Source organism: Streptomyces sp. NBC_00287 (genome assembly GCF_036173105.1).
Taxonomy (GTDB): Bacteria; Actinomycetota; Actinomycetes; order Streptomycetales; family Streptomycetaceae; genus Streptomyces.
In genome coordinates, this window is sequence record NZ_CP108053.1 from 7108167 (window position 1) to 7124220 (window position 16054).

The 16054-nt window shown below is 70.4% G+C and carries 9 protein-coding genes; 4 read left to right on the forward strand and 5 right to left on the reverse strand.

From position 1 onward, the window contains the following. Positions 1–10 precede the first annotated feature (10 nt). Genes OHT76_RS32365 through OHT76_RS32380 form a run of 4 tightly spaced genes read left to right on the forward strand, consistent with a single transcriptional unit; the run spans position 11 to position 5851 of the window. Complete coding sequence (locus OHT76_RS32365; protein WP_328874379.1) at positions 11–1666, forward strand: ABC transporter substrate-binding protein; 1656 nt, start codon at positions 11–13, stop codon at positions 1664–1666. Then, positions 1663–3171 carry a GH39 family glycosyl hydrolase gene (locus OHT76_RS32370; protein WP_328874380.1) on the forward strand — a complete coding sequence of 503 codons (1509 nt, stop codon included), beginning with the start codon at positions 1663–1665 and terminating at the stop codon, positions 3169–3171. Before OHT76_RS32365 ends, OHT76_RS32370 begins: the two co-directional genes overlap by 4 nt. Beyond that, the gene (locus tag OHT76_RS32375) at positions 3168–3848 is read left to right on the forward strand and encodes a hypothetical protein (RefSeq protein ID WP_328874381.1); all 681 of its coding nucleotides are present in this window, start codon (positions 3168–3170) and stop codon (positions 3846–3848) included. Before OHT76_RS32370 ends, OHT76_RS32375 begins: the two co-directional genes overlap by 4 nt. Further along, positions 3845–5851, forward strand: coding sequence for a beta-galactosidase (locus OHT76_RS32380; protein ID WP_328874382.1), 2007 nt, complete (start codon positions 3845–3847; stop codon positions 5849–5851). The genes OHT76_RS32375 and OHT76_RS32380 overlap by 4 nt, the downstream gene beginning before the upstream one ends. Here OHT76_RS32380 and OHT76_RS32385 read toward each other — a convergent pair. From OHT76_RS32385 to OHT76_RS32405, 5 genes are all read right to left on the reverse strand, one after another. Then, positions 5844–7088: a vWA domain-containing protein gene (locus OHT76_RS32385; protein ID WP_328876677.1), complete on the reverse strand. Its 1245-nt coding sequence runs from the start codon at positions 7086–7088 to the stop codon at positions 5844–5846. The two genes, OHT76_RS32380 and OHT76_RS32385, sit on opposite strands and share 8 nt — an antisense overlap. 170 nt (positions 7089–7258) lie before the next feature. Continuing rightward, complete coding sequence (locus OHT76_RS32390) at positions 7259–8500, reverse strand: AAA family ATPase (protein WP_328874383.1); 1242 nt, start codon at positions 8498–8500, stop codon at positions 7259–7261. Between the two features lie 75 nt (positions 8501–8575). After that, positions 8576–9946: a hypothetical protein gene (locus tag OHT76_RS32395; RefSeq protein ID WP_328874384.1), complete on the reverse strand. Its 1371-nt coding sequence runs from the start codon at positions 9944–9946 to the stop codon at positions 8576–8578. Between the two features lie 89 nt (positions 9947–10035). Beyond that, positions 10036–12009, reverse strand: a complete 1974-nt coding sequence (locus OHT76_RS32400) for an alpha-glucuronidase (RefSeq protein WP_328874385.1) — start codon at positions 12007–12009, stop codon at positions 10036–10038. Positions 12010–12025: 16 nt separating this feature from the next. Further along, on the reverse strand, positions 12026–15814 hold the full coding sequence (locus tag OHT76_RS32405) for a GH92 family glycosyl hydrolase (RefSeq protein ID WP_328874386.1): 3789 nt from the start codon (positions 15812–15814) through the stop codon (positions 12026–12028). Between the last annotated feature and the right edge of the window lie 240 nt (positions 15815–16054).

Below are 16054 nucleotides of genomic sequence, written 5' to 3' on the forward strand. Positions count from 1 at the left end.
GGGAGTACCTGTGAACAACTCGGGACAGCTGTCGCGGCGTCAGATCCTTGCCGCCGCCGGTTTCATCGGCCTCGCCACCCTCACCGGCTGCGGCAGCGGCGACGAAGGAGGCGACTCCAAGGACCTGTCGAAGAAGCAGAACGGCGCGATGAAGGACTATCGCGCCGGACAGCAGTTCAAGGCCGCCGAGCCGCTCTCCTTCTCGCTCCTGCACAACAACAACCCGGTCTACCCGACCAAGAACGACTGGATGTTCTGGAAGGAGGTCGCCAAGCGCACCGGGATCACCCTGAAGCCCGTCGACGTCCCCCTCGCCGACTACGAGAAGAAGCGAAGCGTCCTCATCGGTGCCGGTGACGCTCCCTTCCTGATCCCGAAGACGTACCACCCCTCCGAGGTCGCCTTCGTCTCCTCGGGCGCGATCCTCCCGGTCAGCGAGTACGTGCACCTGATGCCCAACTACCAGGACAAGGTGAAGAAGTGGCAGCTCGAACCCGAGCTGGACTCCATACGCCAGTCCGACGGCAAGTACTACCTGCTGCCCGGCCTGCACGAGAAGGTCAAGTCCGGCTACTCGCTGTCCTTCCGCACGGACGTCCTCGACAAGCTCGGCCTGACCCTGCCGACGACGTGGGACGAGGTCTACGACGTCCTGAAGGCGCTCAAGGAGGAGTATCCCGACAAGTACCCGTGGACCGACCGCTGGTCCACCAACACACCCTTCCCGTGCGGTGCGTTGTTCAGCTACCTGGGCCAGTCGTACGGGGTCAAGGCGGGCTGGACGTACGACAACATCACCTTCGACACCAAGGCGCAGAAGTTCGTCTTCACCGCCGCCACCGACAGTTACCGCCAGATGGTCGAGTTCCTGCGGAAGATCGTCGCCGAGAAGCTGCTGGACCCGGAGAGCTTCACCCAGCAGGACGATCAGGCCGTGCAGAAGCTGCTCGCCGAGAAGTCGTATGCGATCAGCGCCAACCCCCAGGAGCTGGTGCAGAACTACCGCTACAACCTGGAGAAGCAGGTCAAGGGAGCGAAGATCGAGATGGTGCCGGTGCCGCTCGGCCCGGCGGGCCCGGTGGTGATCGGCGGGGCTCGTCTCGAGAACGGCGTCATGGTCTCCAGCAAGGCCCTCAAGAGCGACACCTTCGTCGCGATGATGCAGTTCGTCGACTGGCTCTGGTACTCGGACGAGGGCCAGAAGCTCTGCAAGTGGGGCGTCGAGGGCGTCACCTACACCGAGTCCGGCGGCACTCCCGCGCTCAAGTCCGGCATCAGCCTGATGGGCTCCGACCCGGACGCCCCGAAGGATCTCCAGAAGGACTACGGCTTCTTCAACGGCGTCTTCACCTACGGCGGCAGCTGGGCCCTCGTCTCCTCCTCGTTCAGCCCGGACGAGAAGAAGTTCCAGGACGCCATGGCCCAGCGCGAGCAGCTCCCCATCGACCCCGCGCACCCGCTCCAGTCCATGGAGCAGGAGCAGGCCACCCTCTGGGACACCCCGCTCAAGGACCACGCCATCCAGAACACGCTCAAGTTCGTCCTCGGCAACCGCCCGCTGTCCGAATGGGACGACTACGTCACCGAGTTGAAGGCCAAGAACATGGAGCAGCTCGTCGACCTGCACAACAAGGCGTACGAACGCTTCAAGAAGGAGAACGGGTGATCCGCGTCCCCGCCGAGCCGGCAGGCCGGCTCCCCGACGCCTGGCGCCACTGCGTCGGCACCGGCCGCATCGAACTCGCCCTGCGCCGCGACTACCAGGACTCGCTCGCCCTGATCCAGCGCGACATCGGCTTCCGGTACATCCGGGGGCACGGGCTGCTGAGCGACGGCATGGGGGTGTACCGGCCGTACGAGTGGGAGGGCGCCCGGCGCGTCCATCACTCGTTCACCTACGTCGACCAGGTGATCGACGCCTATCTGAGCCTCGGCATCCGTCCCTTCCTCGAACTCGGCTTCATGCCCGCCGAGTTGGCGTCGGGGGAGCGGACGGTGTTCTGGTGGCGGGGCAACGTCACCCCGCCCCGCTCGCACCGGGAGTGGGCCGAGCTGGTCAAGGCCACCGTGACCCACCTCGTCGACCGCTACGGCCTCGACGAGGTCCGCACCTGGCCCATCGAGGTGTGGAACGAGCCCAATCTGCCGGACTTCTGGGAGAACGCCGACGAAAAGGCGTACCACCGGCTGTACGAGGTGACCGCGGGCGCCGTGAAGGAGGTGGACGCGTCCCTCCAGGTCGGCGGTCCCGCGATCTCGCCGGGCGCGGACGAGTGGCTGGACCGCTTCGCCGAGTTCGTCGAAGAGCGGGACGTGCCCGTCGACTTCGTCTCCAAGCACGCCTACACCTCCGGCCCGGCCCAGCACGTTCCGTTCGGCTCGTACCAGACGCTCGCACCGGCGGAGCGCCTGCTGGAGCAGTTCGCCACGCCCCGCGAGCGCCTGAAGGGCACCCGTCTGGCCGAACTCCCCGTCCACATCACCGAGTTCAATTCCTCCTACTGCCCCGACAACCCCGTCCACGACACCGCGTTCAACGCCGCCTACCTCGCCCCCGTCCTCGCAGGCGGCGGCGACCACGCCGACTCCTTCTCCTACTGGACGTTCAGCGACATGTTCGAGGAGGCCGGCGTCCCCACCGCGCTCTTCCACGGCGGCTTCGGGCTCCTTACCCACCGACAGGTGCGGAAACCGACGTACCACCTCTACGCCTTCATGGCCCGGATGGGCCCCGATCTGCTCGCCCGGGGCGAGGACCACCTGGTGACACGGCACGCCGACGGTCGTGTCACCGTCCTCGCCTGGGCGCCCGTCGACGCGAGCGGCGAGACACCCGGGCCGTCGCGGCACCGGCTGCGCCTGCAGCTGCCCATGGGTTCCTGGGAGGCGTTCGTCCGCCGGTCCACCGTGGACGAGGAGTACGGCAACGCCCGTACCGCCTGGCAGCGGATGGGCAGCCCCCGCTCACCCGACGCGCACCAGCTCACCGTACTCCATGAGGCGGCCGAGCCCGGGCGCCGGCATCTGCGGCTGCCGGTGGCGGACGGGCGGGTGGAGCTGGACCTGACGCTGGGGCGGCACGAGGTGACGCTCGTCGAGGTCAGCCCGGTCGCGGACGAGAGTCCGCCCTGGTCGGACGAGCGCCGGCTGCTCGGTAGGGAGCCTCGGTGAGCGCGCCCTCGGTCTCCTTCGGCGCCGGACCGCTCTCCCGCGCCGCCGCCCTGATCCACACCCTCGTCACGGTCCAGGCCCTGCTCCTCGCGGCCTCCGCGCCGGGCCTTGCGGGCCTGCTCCTGCTGGGTCCGGACGCGTCGAACCTCCCCCTCGCTGCGCTCTGCCTCCTCCCGCTGGTCCCCGCCCTCTCCGCCGCCGTCTACGCCCTCCACCACCGCGACCACGACCTCACCGACCTCCATCCGGCGCGCACCTACTGGCGCGGCTTGCAGCTCAACTGCCTGTCCGCGCTGAAGCTTTGGGCGCCCCTGCTCGGCTGGCTGACCGTCATCGCCTTCACCCTCACCCACTTCTCCGCCACCGGTCTGCCCGGCTGGTGGGCTCTGCTGCTCGCGGCCATCGGCCTCGCCTCCCTCCTGTGGGGCGCGCATGCCCTCGTCCTGACCTCCCTGTTCTCCTTCCGCACCCGCGACACGGCCCGGCTCGCCGCGTATTTCCTGTTCCGGCACGGCCGGGCCACCCTCGCCGCCACCTCCCTGCTCGTCCTGGCCGGCGGACTGACCGCCCTGCTGACCGAGGCCATGCCCGCGCTGCTCGCCGCCCCGCTGCTGCTGTCCCTGCTGCACGCCGCCCGCCCGGTGATCGCCGAGACCGAGGAGGACTTCACCGCATGATCGACAAGATCCGTTACGGCGGTGACTACAACCCGGAGCAGTGGCCGGAGCCGGTCTGGGACGACGACCACCGGCTGTTCGACCGGGCCCGGATCGACACCCTCACCGTCGGCGTCTTCTCCTGGTCCCTCACCCAACCGGGCGAGGACATCTACGACTTCACGATCCTCGACCGCATCCTCGACCGGGCCGCCGCCGAGAACCGCCGGGTCTGCCTCGCGACCGGCACCGCCGCGCTCCCGCCCTGGCTCGCCCGGCGCCACCCCGAGGTCAACCGCACCGACTTCGAGGGCCGCCGCCACCGCTACGGCCAGCGCCACAACTTCTGCCCCAGCTCACCCGCCTACCGCCGACTCTCGACGGCCATGGCGGCGAGGCTCGCCGAACGCTACGCCGACCACCCGGCGCTGCTCGCCTGGCACATCAACAACGAGTACAGCGGCGCCTGTTACTGCGAGCTGTGCGCCGAGGCCTTCCGTGACTGGCTGCTGGACCGGCACGGCACTCTGGACGCCCTCAACGACGCCTGGTGCACGACCTTCTGGTCCCACCGCTACACGGATTGGGCGGAGATCGAGCCCCCCAGCGCCCTCACCGAGCACTGGCGCGGCCCCGACCACACCGCCTTCCAGGGCCTCACCCTGGACTACCACCGCTTCACCACCGACGCGCTGCTCGGCTGCTTCCTCGCCGAGAAGGAGGCGATCCGGCGGCACGACGCGGTCACCCCCGTCACCACCAACTTCATGGGCATGTTTCGCCCCCTCGACTACCACCGCTGGGCGTCCCACCTCGACTTCGCCTCCTGGGACAGTTACCCGCCCCTCGACGCCCCGCCGACCTGGCCCGCCCTCGCCCACGACCTGATGCGCGGCCTGAAGGACGGCGCCCCCTTCTGGCTGATGGAACAGACCCCGTCGACGATGGCCTGCCGTGATGTGAACCCCCTGCGCAGGCCAGGGGAGTTGCGCCTCGCCACCTTCCAGGCGATCGCCCACGGCGCCGACGCCGCCCTGTACTTCCAGATGCGCGCCTCCCGGGGCGCCTGCGAGAAGTACCACGGTGCCGTCATAGGCCACGCGGGACGCGACGACACCCGGGTCTTCCGCGAAGTCGCCGAGCTGGGCCGCGAGTTGGAGCTGCTCGGTGAGACGACCCTCGGCGCCCGTACCCCCGCCCGCACCGCGCTCCTCTTCGACTGGGACAGCTGGTGGGCCCTGGAGATGTCCGACGGCCCCTCCCGGCTGGTCAAGTACCAGGACGTGGTGCACGCCTACTACCGGGCCGCCCGCGAGGCCGGCGCCGACGTGGACGTCGTCCCGGTCACCGCCGACCTCACCCCGTACGACGTGGTTCTCGCCCCCGTCCTGCACATGGTCAAGGACGACCTGGTGACCCGCCTGGAGGCGGTGACCGCACGCGGCGGAACCGTCCTCGCCACCTTCCTCTCCGGCCGCGTCGACGTCCACGACCGCGCCTTCCTCACCGACGTCCCCGGTCCGCTCGCCCCGCTCATGGGCGTCCGCGTCGACGAATGGGACGCCCGGCAGCCGGAGTTCGCCCAGACGGTCCGCTTCGGCGAACTGGCCTGCGAGGCACGCCTGGTCTTCGAGCTCGTCCAGTTGCGCGGCGCCACCCCGATCGGCACCTACGGCACCGACTTCTACGCGGGCACCCCCGCCGTCACCCGCAACAAGACCGGCCGAGGCGAGGCCTGGTACGTCGCCACCGCCCTCGACCGGCCCGGCGTGGACTGGGTCGTACGCCGGATCCTCGCCCGCCACGGCCTGCTCGGCCCGTACGCCGACCGCCCGGAGGTGGAGACCGCGACCCGCGTCGCCCCCGACGGCACCCGCCTGCTCTTCGTCCTCAACCACGACTCAGAAGCAGTCCAGTTGACGGCAACGGCATCCTCCATCGACCTGCTGACCGGCAAACGGGTCGAGGAACACGACCCGTTCACTCTCGACCCGGTCGGCGTCGCGATCCTCCGCCTCAACTGATGTCGACGACACGTGCCCAGGACGGCGGGGTGTCAGGGACGTAGTCCGGATTCGCCTCGTTCACGGCGCCGGCGGGACGGGGGAAGAGGCCGACGACGGTACGGCAGGGCGGCGGCGCGGAGGGCCACGGTGTCTGACCGTCCGTCAGGGCGACGATCACGTCCGGGCGGGGCCGGGAGCGGAGCGCCCGGGCGAAACCGGAGCGCAGATCCGTGCCCCCGCCGCCGATCAGCTCGATGTCCTCGGCGCGGCAGAGCGGGACGGCGACCCCGGCCGCCGCGTCGCAGGAGATCACCGAGACCAGGTCGCGCCGTCCGCCGACCGCCCGCGTGATCGCCGCCACCTCCAGCAATGCGCAGCCCAGTTCGGCATCGCTCACCGACCCGGAGGTGTCGATCACCACGCAGACCCTCGGCGGGGTACGGCGCAGGCTCGGCAGGACCACCCCGGGGAGGGCGGCCGAGCGCCGGGACGGACGCCGGTAGGTGTGGTTCTCGCCCACCCCCGGCGCACTCGCCGCGGAGCGTATCGCTGCCCCCAGCAACTGCCGCCACGGCTGCGGGGGATGGAAGGCCTCGTCCGCCCATCGGCGCCACCCCTCCGGAGCGTCGCCCGGTCGGCCCTTGATCCCCTCGGCGACCCGGAAGCGCACCGCGTCCCGCTGTTGCCTGGTCAGCCCATGGGCCCCCTCGGGTCCCAGCTCCCACGGCCGCGCCTCGCCGTCGGCACCGCCGCCGCAGTCCAGCCAGGCCAGGTCGGCGGCGAGCCCGGACAGCGACGCCCTGCTCAGGTACTCCTCCATCAGCAGCCCGTCGGGCAGCCGCAGCAGAGACGGCAGGATCGCACCGGCGGGCCGGGGCAACCCGTCGCCGTAGATGTCGTCGTTGATCTCGAAGTCGGCGGCGATGTTCCGCCGCAGCCTCCCCCAGCCTTCGGCCGGGGGGACCCCCATCTCGCTTCGCTCGCCGGACCCGTACTCCTCGTTCTCCCGGGCATAGCGCTCACCCCGCGCATGGTGGTCCCGGAGCAGATGGGAGACCTCGTGCACCCAGACGCCCGCCAGCTCCTCGACCGGGGTGCGCGCCACGAAGCCGGGGGAGACATAGCAGCGCCAGTGCGCGTCGACCGCCATCGTCGGCACCGAACGGTCCTCCACGACCTGGAGTGCGAAGAGCGCGACGGCGAGGTAGGGGCGGACCTTGACCGCGTGCAGGCGGGCGGCCAGCAACTTCTCCATGTCCAGGGGGAGTCCGGGCGGGCTGTGCGTTCGGCCGGGACCGACCGGTGCTGCCGGCACGGTCGCCCGCACCGGGCGCGGCGGCGGAGGTGGGGACATCGGGCGCGGCAGGGGGCGCCGGCGCTTCACGGTCCCCGTCGTCGCCGTACCCCCGAGGCCCACAACCCCCGTCATCGGCGCACACCCTGCGCCAGTGCGGCCTCCGCCCGCTCCACCGACCGGTCCGCGCGCTCGGCGAGACCGACGACCGCTGCCAACCGTTCCACCGCCTCCGGTACCGCCCAGTCGTCGCGCCGCACCGCGGCCAGCGCCTTCGCCGGGGCGACCAGCAGGTCCGGCGCGCCGGTCTCGAGGGCGCGGACCAGTACCGCCCAGCCTGCCTCCCAGCGCTCCCGTTCCGGCCGTGCTCCGACGGCGGCCACCACCGCCTCCAGCGCGGCCTGTCGCAGATCGCCCCGCTCCGGCAGCTCGGCGCCTGCGGGATCGGCCAGCAGCGACTCCGGGTCCGGCAGGTCCATCCGGTCCAGGTGGGCGAGGAGCTCAAGACCCGGTCCGTCTCCCACCGCGCCCCGCACCAGCAGCGCCAGCACCTCCCGGGAGACGGCGGCCGCCGTACCGAAGGCCAGCAGGGTCAGCGCGGCCTCCCAGCTGCGGGGTGAGGGCCAGGCTCCGCCGCGCCGGGTCTCGGTGCTCGGCAGCCGGTGGATCAGCGTCGGCCGGGCCTTCAGGAAGCCGCACACCGCGCGCCGCGCGAAGGCCACCGCCTCCGACAGCCGGTCCGGCTCCAGACGGGGCAGCTCGGCCCGGGGCCAGACCCCGCCGAGACCCCGCACCACCACGTCCCGGTCGTGCACCCAGTACAGGTGCACGAACCGGTTGGCCAGCGGCGGGCTCAGCTCCCACCCGTCCGCCGCCGACGCGCGCGGGTTGGCGGCGGCCACGATCCGTACCCCGGGCGGCAGTTGCAGTGCACCGACCCTGCGCTCCAGCACGACCCGGAGCAGCGCGGCCTGGACGGCCGGGGTGGCGGTGGACAGTTCGTCCAGGAAGAGCAGGCCCCGCCCGGCTCGTACCAACTCCACGGCCCACTGCGGCGGCGCCATCGGCACGCCCTGCACCGCCGGGTCGTCGCCCACGATGGGCAGCCCGGAGAAGTCGGTCGGCTCGTGGACGCTGGCGATCACGGTCGTCAGCGGCAGATCGAGGGAGGCGGCGAGCTGGGTCAGCGCCGCGGTCTTGCCGATGCCCGGCTCGCCCCAGAGCAGCACCGGCAGATCGGCCGCGACGGCCAGGGTGAGCGCTTCGAGCTGCTCGTCGGGGCGCGGTTCGGTGGTCGTCGTCCGAAGGAGTGTCAGGAGGTCGTCAGCGAGGGCGAGTTGGGGGTCGATGGACAGCAGCGTGCTGGAAGTCATGGGCATCACCTATGCAGGTCGAGAGCGAGGGACAGCCGCGAGGGCCGAAGATGAAAGGGGACGAGGTCGTCCCGGTCAGGAGGCCATGCCGGTACGGGGCCGGGCCCGGTTGCCGCGCTTGCTGCGCCACATGGGGGGCGTACGTCGGTCGAGCCGGGGACGATGCGCGTCGCCCCCGCCACCGGCAGCGGGGTGCACGGCGACCAGCCCCGAGCGGAAGAGCCCGTGCTCGATGCGGCGGGCCGCGGCCGACTCCAGTTCCTCCCGGAGCGGCCCGTCGCGCAGCATCGCACCGGGACCGAGCAGCCCTTCGACCACGGCCAGCGCCCCGGCGACATCACCGTGGCGGAGCCGCTCCCGGACCGCCGGCAGCGCCTCCGGGCTGCGGTGCACCGCGTCGATCGCCCGCAGACAGGGCAGCGGTGGCCCGCCGAGCGCCACCAGCAGCTCCTCCCGGCGCAGTTCGGCCGGGTGATGGTCGACCGCTGTCAGTACCCCGTCCCGCAGCGCGATCCGATGCACCTCGCCCCGGCACTCCACCCGATGCGGATCGCCGGGTTCGGGAACCGGGCGGTTCACCGGTGCCGAGCCATACCCCGCCAACGCGGCGGCGACGAGCGGATGCAGCCGGTCGGCCGTGATCAGCCCGGCCCGCAACAGCTCCAGATCCGGCAGCACCCGGGCCGCCGCCTCCGGCAGCACCGGAAGCGCCGCGACCTCCTGCGACGGCAGCGCCCGACGCAGCGGCCGCAGCGTCGGGACATGGCTGTCGTCGGGGGCGACGAGTTCGAGCACGGCGCGGCTGCGCGCGTCGAGCCGTACGGTGAAGGCCCCGCGAGGGCGGCCCTCGGCCCGCAACAGCAGTTCGGCCTCGGTGGCCCAACTCGCCGTATTCCACGTGGAGTCGGGAACGCCGTCGGCAGCGCATCGCCGCGCCAGCTCGCCGCTGCGCCCGGAGTCCCAGAGGTGTCGGTGCAGATCGAGCCGGAAACGCCGGTCGGGATACGGGTGCGGATGGTGCCCGGGGGCGGGGCTCCCGGACTCCTCCCACAGGGCCAGGGACATCCGCTGTCCGGCGTCCGCCCAGGCGGGAGGCGTCCGCACCACCAGCTGCGCCGACCCTGGATAGCGGGCCAGCGTGAGCGTGAGGCCGGGCCGCAGCCGCCCGTCGGGGGCGATCCGCGGCATGTGCCAGCGGAGCAGATCCGGCGCCAGCCGACGCAGATCCGCTCTGAGGCGGGTGACGAGTTCGGTGCCGTGGCGGTCGCGCACGGCGCGCAGATCGAGATCGACGTCGACCCGGGCGGCAGCGCAGGCCCCGGCCCAGTCACCGGCTGCACGCCGCGAGGTCGCGGTCTCGATCATGGACAGTGGCACGGCGTACTCACGTACGCGCTGCCACATCGACAGGCGGGTCGGAATCTCCTTCGCGAAGTGAGGTGCCATCAGCACTCACCTTGCGTGGACGATTCCCCCAATCCGAATGAGGTGAAGTTCTTCATCGTCGGCATCATAAGCACGGCGATCACGATCTGTCAGTAGAGGGTCCGCCCACGCTCGTCCGGCACCCCGGACTTCCGGAAGAAGTAACTGTTGATCTGATCCCGCCACTCCCGGGCGCTGCGCAGCTGCTCCTCGAACCGCTCCGCCACCCGCGCATGGCGCGCCGGATCGACGAGGCCGTCGAGCGAGGCCCACACCTCCCGGGCCGCCGCCACCTCCTCCACGCCCTCGAAGTGCGTGTCGTAGATGTGTTGGATCACCGTCTTCCCGCTGTGCAGCATGTGGCCGTACACCACATGGTGGAAGAACAGCAGCAGTTCATCGGGACAGGACGACGGTGACTCGTAGACCTCGGCCCAGGGCTTGGCGTACTGCGCCGCGTACCCCGTCCCGGTCGCCGCGCTCCGGTCCACGCCCACGCCGTCCCGGTCGGCGAAGTGATAGGTGCCCCAAGGGCTGTACTCATAGCCGTCCACGCTCGGCCCGTAGTGGTGCCCCGGCTGCACCATGAACCCCACTCCCAGCGGCGCGGTGTACTTCTCGTACGTCCGCCAGGAGCCGTCGAGCACGGCGTGCAGCCCGCCGACGAGCCGCTCGGGGGCGTCCGGGAAGGTGAGCCGGATCCAGTCGTCCAGCACCGCACGGGGGTCCGCGTCCGGTTCCCAGGCGAGCCGCCCGAAGGTGTACAGGTTGGCCTGGGCCAGCGGATGCCCGGTCCAGAAGGGGTCGGCACCGGCGTTGGACACGGCGACCAGACCGTCGGCCAGGTCGCCGACCCGGGTCGTGCCCTCAGGACGGAACCGCAGCGCCTCGCTCCACATCGGGCCCAGCCAGCACACATGCCGCTGCTGCCCGGTGTACTCCTGCGTGGCCTGCACCTCCACCGCCAGCCGGGTGTTCGGCATCGCGCCGATGAGCGGCGAGACGGGCTCGCGCACTTGGAAGTCCATCGGCCCGTGCTTCACCTGGAGCACCGCGTTCTCCGCGAACTCCCCGTCCAGCGGCACGAAATGGTCGTACGCCGCCCGCGCCCGGTCCGTCGAGCGGTCCCGCCAGTCCTGGCGATGGTCGTAGACGAACGCCCGCCAGCGGACCGTGCCGCCGTACGGCTCCAGCGCTGCCGCCAGCATGTTCGCCCCGTCGGCATGGCTGCGGCCGTACGCGAACGGGCCCGGCCGGCCCTCGGAGTCCGCCTTCACCAGATACCCGCCGAAGTCCGGAATCGCCTCGTACACCTCCGCGGTCGCCCGCTCCCACCACCGCCGCACCCGGGCGTCCAGCGGATCGGCGGTGTCCAGGCCCCCGAGCACGATCGGCGCGGCGAAGGTCACCGACAGATGCGTGCTGATCCCGTACGGCCTGAGTGCGTCGGCGATCCGGGCCACGTCACCGATCCGCTCGGTCAGCAGCCGGGCCTCGGTCTCGTGCACATTGACGTTGTTCACGGCGACGGCGTTGATCCCGCAGGCCGCCAGCAGCCTGCCGTACACCCGCACCCGCTCCAGATCGCCGCGCGCCCGTCCGTCCCGCCAGAACAGGGACCCGCCGGAGTAGCCGCGCTCGACCTGGCCCATCACCGGATGCACGGCCACGTTGTCCCAGTGGTCCAGCATGCGCTGGGCGAGCGTTGGACGGTGGGTCTGCCGAGGGCGTTCGCCCTGGAACGCCGCTTCGCCGAGGCGGACGACGTGGAAGAAGCCGTACAGCAGTCCGGCCCCGCCGGTCGCGCGGACGGTCGTACGGCCGTCCGCTCGCTCGCTGGTGAACGCCTCCGAGGCATCGGCGCCGGAGAGCTCCAGCACCAGGTCGCACGGTTCGGGGGAAGCATCGCGCTCGACGCTTCCCCCGAACCGCGCACAGGCCTCCGCCACTTCACCGTGCACCGTGTCCACCAGCGGACCCGATCCGCGGATCAGGGTCCGCCGGCTGCCGAGGGGCCGAAAGGCCTCGGGCGGCAGCCAGGCAGGGTCGACACCCTCGGGCAGCACGGGCACGGGAAGCGGCATGAGACCCCAACTCTCCTCACCCGGCGAGGAGTTCGACCTCCGAAACGGTCGCCTCGCCGTCCAGCACCAGGCGGTACCTCTCGTACGTACCCGGTGACCCCACCGAGAACGCCCGGGTCTGCCGGTCCCATGCGAAGGACTCCCCGGTACGCCGGTCCAGGGTCGTCCACTCGGTCCCGTCGGAGGAGCCCTGGAGGGTCCAGCCGGTCGGCGCCTTGGTGCGGTCGAAGGAGGTCAGCGTGTACTGGACGGCCTCGGCGGCATCCGGCGTCGGCAGGTCCACGGAGGTCACCGCCGCCTGAGTCGCCGAGGTGTTGTCGAACAGGGCGCCCTCACCCTTCAGCACGTCCGTCCGGGGGGTGGGCACCTTGTCGTCCTTGGTGATCGACACGGGCGCCGCGTTCTTGCCCGTGCCCCAGGACGACGGCCGCGGGCCCATGTCGAACTCCAGCACCCCGCCCTTCGCGAGCAGCTTGTGCGGCAGCGAAGTCGACGTCCACGTCTTGCCGTTGACCTTCAGACCCTGCACATAGACATTGCGTGCGCTGTTCTTCGGGGCCTTGACGACCAGGTCCTCGCCGTTCTCCAGATGCACGGTCGCCTTGGTGAACAGCGGGGAGCCGACGGCGTATTCGCCGCTGCCCATCACCAGCGGGTAGAAGCCGAGCGCGGAGAAGAGGAACCAGGCCGACTGCTCGCCGTTGTCCTCGTCGCCGTGGTAACCCTGGCCGATCTCGCTGCCGGTGTAGAGGCGGGAGAGCACTTCGCGGACGTTCTTCTGCGCCTTCCACGGCTGCCCGGCCGCGTCGTACATGTAGATCGCGTGGTGGGCGACCTGGTTGGAGTGCCCGTACATGCCCATCCGCACATCCCGCGCCTCGGTCATCTCATGGATGACACCGCCGTAGGAGCCGACGAAGTCGGGGGAGGCCGTCTCCGGGGTGGAGAAGTACTCGTCGAGCTTGTCGCCGAGCTTGCCCCGGCCGCCGTAGAGGTTGGCGAGACCGCGCGAATCCTGCGGGGCGGTGAAGGAGTACCCCCAACCGTTGGTCTCGGTGTAGTCGTAACCCCACACGCGCGGGTCGTACTTCGACGACTCGACGCGCCAGTCGCCCTCGGCGTCCCGGCCCTGGAAGAAGCCCGCCTTCGTGTCGAAGAGGTTGACATACTCCTGGGCGCGGTTGAGGAAGTACTCCGACTCCTCCTGGTAGCGCTTCTCGCCGGTCTTCTTGTACAGCTCCTGGCCCATCCGCGCGATGCCGTAGTCGTTGAGGTAGCCCTCCAGCGCCCAGGAGAGGCCCTCGTGGGTGTCGGTGCTGGTGTAGCCGAGGAACGGCGAGGTCGCCATGCCCTTGCGGCCCACGCCCGAGGAGGGCGGCACGACGGTGGCGTTCTTCACGGCCGCGTCGTACGCCGACTTCGCGTCGAAGCCGACGCCCTTGACGTAGGCGTCCGCGAAGGCGACATCGGAGGAGGTGCCGGTCATCAGGTCCGCGTACCCCGGCGAGGACCAGCGCGAGGTCCAGCCGCCGTCCTTGTACTGCTGCACGAACCCGTCGACCATCTCGCCCGCCTGAGTGGGGGTCAGGAGTGAGTACGCCGGCCAGGTGGTCCGATAGGTGTCCCAGAAGCCGTTGTTGACGTACACCTTGCCGTCCACGATCTTCGCGCCGGTGTGCGTCGGTGTGTCCGGATTCGGCATCGGCGAGAAGGGGGAGGCGTACTGGTACTTCGAACCGACCTTCTCAAAGCCCGAGTTGGGGTACAGGTACAGCCGGTACAGGCTGGAGTACAGCGTGGTCAGCTGGTCCGGGGTCGCGCCCTCGACCTCGACCTTGCCGAGGATGCGGTCCCACTGCTGCTGGGCACGTGACTTGACCTTGTCGAAGGAGGTGCCGTCCGGGATCTCCTGGCGCAGATTGGCCTTGGCCTGGTCGACGCTGATGAGGGAGGTCGCCAGGCGCAGGGTGACGGTCCGGTCGTCGCCGGCGTCGAAGCGCAGGTACCCCTTGACGCCGCTGGAGTCGCCCTCGGTCACCGGCCGGTCGAACTCGCCGTACACGAAGAGCCGTGTGGCGCCGGTCGAGAGGCCGGACTTCACGTCGGAGTACCCGGTGAAGGTCCCGCTGTCCTTGTCGAGGGTCAGCCCCGCCTGGTCGGTGACGTTGTCGAAGAGGACGCTCGTGTCGTCGCCGGGGTAGGTGAAGCGCAGGACGGCCGCGTGGTCGGTCGGCGTCATCTCCGCCTTCAGCCCGTTCTCGAACCGCACCCCGTAGTAGTACGGCCGCGCGGTCTCGTTCTCGTGCCGGAAGGCGAGCTCGCGGGCCTCCCGGCCGGTCTCCGGCACACCCGCGGCCACCGAGGGCATCACCTGGAAGGTCTGCCGGTCGCCCATCCAGGGACTCGGCTCATGGCTCGCGCTGAACGCCTGGATCGTGGGGAGATTGTCCGCGTTGTTCGCACGTGCGTAGTCGTACAGCCAGCTCAGCGAGCCCGCGTTGGTGACCGGAGTCCAGAAGTTGAAGCCGTGCGGCACGGCCGTCGCCGGGAAGTTGTTGCCGCGCGAGAAACCGCCGCTGGAGTTGGTGCCGCGGGTGGTCACCGCGTAGTCCGACAGATGGGCCTTGGGCCGCTCCTGCGGCACGTTCTTCAGGGCCACGTCGTCCAGCCAGCCGCGGAACTTCGCCGGGCCCTTGGGGGAGTCGTAGGCGACCAGGATCCGGTCCACCGTCTTGCCCGCCGCGACCGAACCGATCCGCGAGGCGACGTTGTTCCACTGGTTGACGTAGAGGACCTTGGACGCCCCCTGCCCCTGCGGGGTCAGCGCGAACCCGTGCTGGTCGGTGGCCTTCAGGTCGCTGAGATACGTGCCGTCCGTGAAGGCCAGGTCCACGGAGACATTGGTGGCGTCGTAGTCGAGATCGCGGTCGGCCATCGAGGGGAAGATCCGGTACGAGAGCCGGGTGTCCCGGCCGACCGCCACATCCACGTCGAAGACCTTGTTGTACGAGTACGCCCGCCCGTCCGCCGTATGCCGCCCCGCGTAGCGCAGCGCCCGCTTGCCGGTGAAGCCGGCGCCCGCCTTCGCCGTCGGCGAGCCGCTCGGACCGCGATCGACCAGCGAGAGCATGTCCTCGGGCACCGGCCCCTCGCTGCCGCCCGTGGAGAACTGGACATCGGCGAGCTGGAGTATGCCGGAGGCGCCGTTGTTCTTGGTGACCTCGAGCCGGAAGTGCCGGTACTCGGCCGGCTCGGCGATGTCGTACGTCTTTGTCTGGAACCGCTCGGCGAAGCTCTCCCCGGAGCGGGTGTCGAGGGTCGTCCAGTTCGTGCCGTCCGTGGAGCCCTTCAGGGTCCAGTCCCGTGGATCGCGCTCGGCGACGTCATTGGCCGAAGTGAGCGCGTATTTCGCCACCTTCACCGGTTTGTCCAGGTCGAACTCGACCCACCCGGTCGGCTGGAAGACCAGCCATTTGCTGCTCGGCTCGCCGTCGACGAGGTTCTCCTTCACCTCGCCGGCGCCGGAGTTCTCGCCGTTCGCCCGTACGTCCGTGACATGGTCGGTCACATTGCCCGGAATGCCGGAACTGTAACCGCCGTCCACGCCTGCGGCCCGCTTCGAACCGTCCGGTGCCTCATCGACCGTATTGAGCCAGTCCGGGGTAGGCTCGCCGGTCTCGAAGGAGGAGCTGAACTCCCGGTCGACGGTGGGGGCCTCGGGCAGGGCTACCGCCACGCCCTGTGATCCCACCGCCAAAGCGAAGGCGGTCGCCCACACGACCGCCGTGCCACGTCTGTGCCTCATGGGTAAGCACTCTCCCTGCGCTCTGGACAACGTTGTCAGCTTCGATGCGCAAGGCTTAGTTGTGACTCAAGTAGCCTGTTGTGTCAAGGGTGTTGGCTGTGGCATTCGGGGGTGATGGCGGGGATTTTTCCGCCAGGCGGTGCACGGGCCGCTCATATTTCCGAGAGGTCTCAACTCGGAAAAGACCAATGGCCAACCTTGCATTCGATCTTGCTCCGTTGGCGGGAAGTGGACTATACC

What these genes read in the sequence shown, in the direction of transcription:
- OHT76_RS32380 (WP_328874382.1), top strand. Translation starts at nt 3,845, where the DNA reads ATGATCGACAAGATCCGTTACGGCGGTGACTACAACCCGGAGCAGTGG.
- OHT76_RS32385 (WP_328876677.1), bottom strand. Translation starts at nt 7,088, where the DNA reads ATGGAGAAGTTGCTGGCCGCCCGCCTGCACGCGGTCAAGGTCCGCCCC.
- OHT76_RS32390 (WP_328874383.1), bottom strand. Translation starts at nt 8,500, where the DNA reads ATGACTTCCAGCACGCTGCTGTCCATCGACCCCCAACTCGCCCTCGCT.
- OHT76_RS32395 (WP_328874384.1), bottom strand. Translation starts at nt 9,946, where the DNA reads ATGGCACCTCACTTCGCGAAGGAGATTCCGACCCGCCTGTCGATGTGG.
- OHT76_RS32400 (WP_328874385.1), bottom strand. Translation starts at nt 12,009, where the DNA reads ATGCCGCTTCCCGTGCCCGTGCTGCCCGAGGGTGTCGACCCTGCCTGG.
- OHT76_RS32405 (WP_328874386.1), bottom strand. Translation starts at nt 15,814, where the DNA reads ATGAGGCACAGACGTGGCACGGCGGTCGTGTGGGCGACCGCCTTCGCT.